This window comes from Methylobacterium sp. WL6 (assembly GCF_008040095.1).
Taxonomy (GTDB): domain Bacteria; phylum Pseudomonadota; class Alphaproteobacteria; order Rhizobiales; family Beijerinckiaceae; genus Methylobacterium.
On the sequence record NZ_VRVH01000356.1, the window covers coordinates 1 to 4,191 of the forward strand.

4 protein-coding genes are annotated in these 4,191 nt (G+C 72.7%); 2 read left to right on the plus strand and 2 right to left on the minus strand.

All coding sequences use genetic code 11. The features are described from left to right. A partial coding sequence (locus FV230_RS25400; protein ID WP_147844371.1) for a trypsin-like peptidase domain-containing protein occupies window positions 1-961 on the minus strand: 961 nt, incomplete at its 3' end. A 157-nt stretch (window positions 962-1,118) separates the two neighbouring features. Here FV230_RS25400 and FV230_RS31310 point away from each other — a divergent pair. Together FV230_RS31310 and FV230_RS25405 are read left to right on the plus strand one after the other, a co-directional pair. Continuing rightward, window positions 1,119-1,247 carry a hypothetical protein gene (locus tag FV230_RS31310; protein WP_281408326.1) on the plus strand — a complete coding sequence of 43 codons (129 nt, stop codon included), beginning with the start codon at window positions 1,119-1,121 and terminating at the stop codon, window positions 1,245-1,247. A gap of 141 nt (window positions 1,248-1,388) precedes the next feature. Next, window positions 1,389-1,604: a hypothetical protein gene (locus FV230_RS25405; RefSeq protein WP_147729791.1), complete on the plus strand. Its 216-nt coding sequence runs from the start codon at window positions 1,389-1,391 to the stop codon at window positions 1,602-1,604. A gap of 297 nt (window positions 1,605-1,901) precedes the next feature. Here the strand turns inward: FV230_RS25405 and FV230_RS25410 are convergent. Next, window positions 1,902-4,191 (minus strand): SbcC/MukB-like Walker B domain-containing protein (locus tag FV230_RS25410; RefSeq protein WP_281408327.1); only part of this gene is annotated, 2,290 nt, incomplete at its 5' end.

Sequence of the window (4,191 nt, forward strand, 5' to 3'; positions counted from 1 at the left end):
GGTCGACCCCGCGCAGGCCCGCGCCGGCGGCCGGCGATCCGCGCAGGACGCGGAGCACCACGACGCCGTCGATGCCGAGCCGGGCGGCGGTCGCCTCCTGACCGGCGATGATGCCGATGCCGGGGTTGCGCACGCGGCCGTTGCGGATGAGATCGGGCACCACGCGGTTGACCACGTCCACCGGCACCGCGAAGCCGATGCCGGCGCTCGCCCCGGACGGCGAGAAGATCGCGGTGTTGACGCCGATCAGCCGGCCGGCGGAATCGAGCAGCGGCCCGCCGGAATTGCCGGGGTTGATCGCCGCATCGGTCTGGATCACGCCGGACAATTCGCGGCCCTCGCTCGTCGGCAGGCGCCGCTGGAGCGCGCTGATCACGCCGGTGGTGAGGGTGTGGTCGAGCCCGAACGGGTTGCCGATGGCGAAGGTGGACTGCCCGACCTTCAGGTCGGCTGAGGTGCCGATGGCGAGCGGCGGCGGCGCCTTCGCCACCCGGCCGAGCCGCAGCACCGCGAGGTCGTAGGCCGGCGCGGCGCCGACCAAGGTCGCCGCGACCACCTCGCCCGAGGACAGGCGCACCGAGATCGACCCGCCCGACTGGATCGCCGCCTGGACGACGTGGTTGTTGGTGACGACGTGGCCGCCGGCATCCCAGACGAAGCCGGTCCCGGTCTGGGTGTTGCCCGACCGGCCGCCCTCCTGGCCCTGCTCGGATTCGTCGTCGAGGCTCATCAGGTCGGCGCCGCGCGCCGCCCCTTGCGCGAAGACGTGCACCACCGATGGGCTCGCCCGCTCGAACAGGGCGACGGTGGTCGCCTCCGCCGGTGCGAGGTCGCCGCGGGCGGTCACCGCGCGCGGGACCTCCCGCGAGAATAGGAACGCGGTGACGTAGGGCTGTGCGACGAACAGCGCCAGCAGCACCAGGATGGCGGCCAGCACGAGGCGCGCGAAACGATCCGGCACGATGACGCGATCTCCGACCGACGGGCACGACGACGCGGCCGACCCGCGATCCGTCGACCCTTAACGTGGCATTCAGCCTGCCCGCTTCAACGTTCTCGCACGGGAATGGTCAAGGTGCGGCGCCGCACCGTCGCGCTGCGGCGGAGACGCTAACGGAATGGTCATTCCTCAAGACCACAGTTTCGACAAGACGAAACGAAGTCCTGAGGTGTTCGCGCCCGATCTGCCGCCGGTGGTCGGCAATCCGACGCGGGCGATTTGCGACGTAATCATGACCGGTTCCTGACGAGGGTGCCGCAATGATCGTGAAGCTGCCTTAGAGATGCTTCGATGTCTGGGCAAATACGCTGCGTTCCTGATCGGCCAGCCCTGGTGCCGGCCGTGGACGCCTGAACGGACGATACCGTTTCGGAAGGAAAAGAGTGAGATGGAAACCGAGGCCCTCGAACGACCCGCCGATCTGACGATCTGGCGCACCCTGCCGGCAAGCTCGCCGCTGGCGCAGCCCAAGCGCTACGGCACCCTGCGCGAGGCGATCGCCGCCGCCGCCGGCGCGCTGACCGACCCGGCCAAGCAGCCCTGGATCATCACGGACGAGGGCGAGATCCTGTCCCCGAACTGGATCCGCACCTACCTGAACTGAGACGTCGCGCCGGCCCCCCGGACGGGCGGCGCTTCCGCGACGCGACCGCGCCCGGCCCGATGCGGCGGCGCGGTCGCGCTGCCGACCGCCGTCCGCCCACGATGCGCGACGGTGCATAAGTCCGACACGCCGGAGTTTTGTCGTCGGCACTTTCACAAATGTGAATGGCGATCGGCCGAGCAAACCCTAGGGTGTGATCGGCTCGATGAGTTCCCCCCTCTCGTCTGGCTGGCACCGCTGGCCGGACGTTCTCCCGATCGCTCTCGCGCCGGCGGTGCCTAATTGCGATCGCGCCGCCTACTCGGCCGCATCGCGATCGTCGTCGTATCGCTCCGGATTGATCGCGTGCAGCGCACGCTTGGCCGCCTCCAGCGGGTGCTCGGACTCAATCCGCACCGAGGCGAGATCCGGGCTCTTGTAGACGGTGACGATGGTGTCCATCACCTCGGTCAGCGTGGTGCGCTTGTCCTCCGGGGCGGCGATGAGCAGCTGCAGCCCCCACGCCGCGTAGAGATCGACCAGCGCCTGGCTGTTGCGCACGTCGAGCTTCGAGAACGCCTCGTCGAGCAGGCACAGGCCGAAGCCCGGATTCTCGTCGCCCGGCCGGTCGCCCGGATAGTAGGCGCTGGCGAGCGAGGCCGCGATCGCCACGTAGAACGGCGCCTGCGCCTCGCCGCCGGATCCGCGCAGCGCCCGGCTCGACATCGTGGTGCGGTTTCCCGCCCCGTCCCGCATCCCGATCTCGTAGACGAAGTAGTTGCGGTAGTCGGCCAGGCGTGCCGCGTCCTCGGCGCCGGAGATCAGGGCGGTGACCTCGGCAAGCGCAGCGGCCATCGGGCCCTCGCCGTCGTCCGGCAGCAGCGCCTGGGCCGCGTCGGGCGAGCGCGCCACCTCGGTCGCCAGCGCGTGGACGGCGGCGTAGCGGCGGTCGACCACGGCCTCGAAGGCGTAGGTCTGGCCGGTGAAGCGCTGAGTCGAGAGCCGCTCGTTGAGCGCGTCGAGCCGCGCGCGCACCCGCTCGAACTTGTCGGCGAGCCGCGTCAGCAGGTCCTCCGTCATCAGGCGGCGCATCTCGTCCGTCGCCCGCTCGGCCTGGGCGCGGTAGCGGCGCAGCTCGTGCCCCTCGACCTCGTCGTGCTCGCGCCGGACCCAGGCATAGCCCAAGGTCGCCGGCTGGTCGCCGCGGTTGCCGTCGCCGCGGCCGAGCGGGTTGTCGATCCGCCACTGGGCGCAATACTCGGCGAGGTCGCGCTCGGCCGCGCGGCCGTGCGAGCGCGCGCTCTCGGCCGCCTCCTGCGCGAGGCTGCGCTCGGCCGATGCCGCAGCCGAGATCGCCTTCGCCTCCAGCCCAACCAATTCCGCGCGGATCGCGTGGACGGGGGCGGCCGAGAACACCTGCCCGCGCACCATGCGGATGCGCAGGCAATCCCCGCTGGCGAGCCTATGCAGGGCGCTGCGGCGGGCGGCGAAGGCGGCGCGCGCCGCCTCGCGCCCGGCCCCGAGCCGCGCCTTGAGCCCGGCCTCCTCGGCGAGCAGGCCGTCGAGCTTCGGTTCCAGCACCTCGGAGAGCTCGCGCAGGTAGGCGATGCGCTCGGCGGTGAGCGCCTTGATCTCCTCGGCGAGGCCGGCGGTGTCGCGCTTCTCGATCGCCTCGCGCTCGGTGGCGAGCGTGCGCTTGCGGCCCTCGATCCCGTCGATCTCCTCGCGCAGGGCGTCGCAATCCTCGACGCCGCGGGCGATGCGCGCGCGGATCGCCGCCGCCGTCCGCGCGGCCTCGCGCAGGACCACGGCCTCGCCGCGCAGGCGCTTGGCCTCCGCCACCGCGACCTCGTGGTTGCGCCGGCCTTCGGCGGTGGGGCCGCGCTGGCCGCGCGTCATCAGCAGGTCGACCGAGCGGGTCACCGAGTAGGCCATGCCGGCGGTGGTGCGCCCGCTCGGCGCCACGGCGCGGCTCATCCGGCGCAGCTCGGCGTCGTCGCGGGCGAGATCGTAGCCGCCGAGCCGCACGCCGAGGAAGGCGGCGGCGTGCGGGTCGTCGGTCTCGATCACCGAGAGCGGGCCGTCGTCGAAGCGGCGCGCCCGCTGGCCGGCGGTGTCGGTCGTCTTCACCAGGATGCAGCGGCTGAAGCGGTCGCGGTTGCCCTGGAGCACGCCGAGCGCCTCCTCGAGCCGGTCGGGCGCGACCACGAGGGCTTCGCGCGCCCGGCCGAGCAGGCCCTCGAGCGCCAGCCCCCAATGCGGATCGACGATCTCGGCGAGCTCGCAGACCGGCACGGCATCGATGTTGCGCCGGGCCAGCTCGGCGCGGAAGGCGACCGTGTCGGAGGAGAGCCGCGCGCCGTGCCCTGCGGCCGGGGCAGGGGCCGAGCGCTCGGCCTCGCTCTCCTGCGCGCGGGCCTTCAGCGCCGTGTCCTCGGCGGCCCGGTCCAGGGCCTCGTCGAACTCGGGCAGCCGCAGCAGGCCGTCGATCAGGTCGGGGAGGGGCCCGTCGTGGCGCAGGGTCTCCTCCGGCGGGGCCTCGCGGCGCAGCCCCGAGCGGGCGCAGGCCTCGTCGGGCAGATGGGCAAGCTCCAGGCGGTCGCGCTCC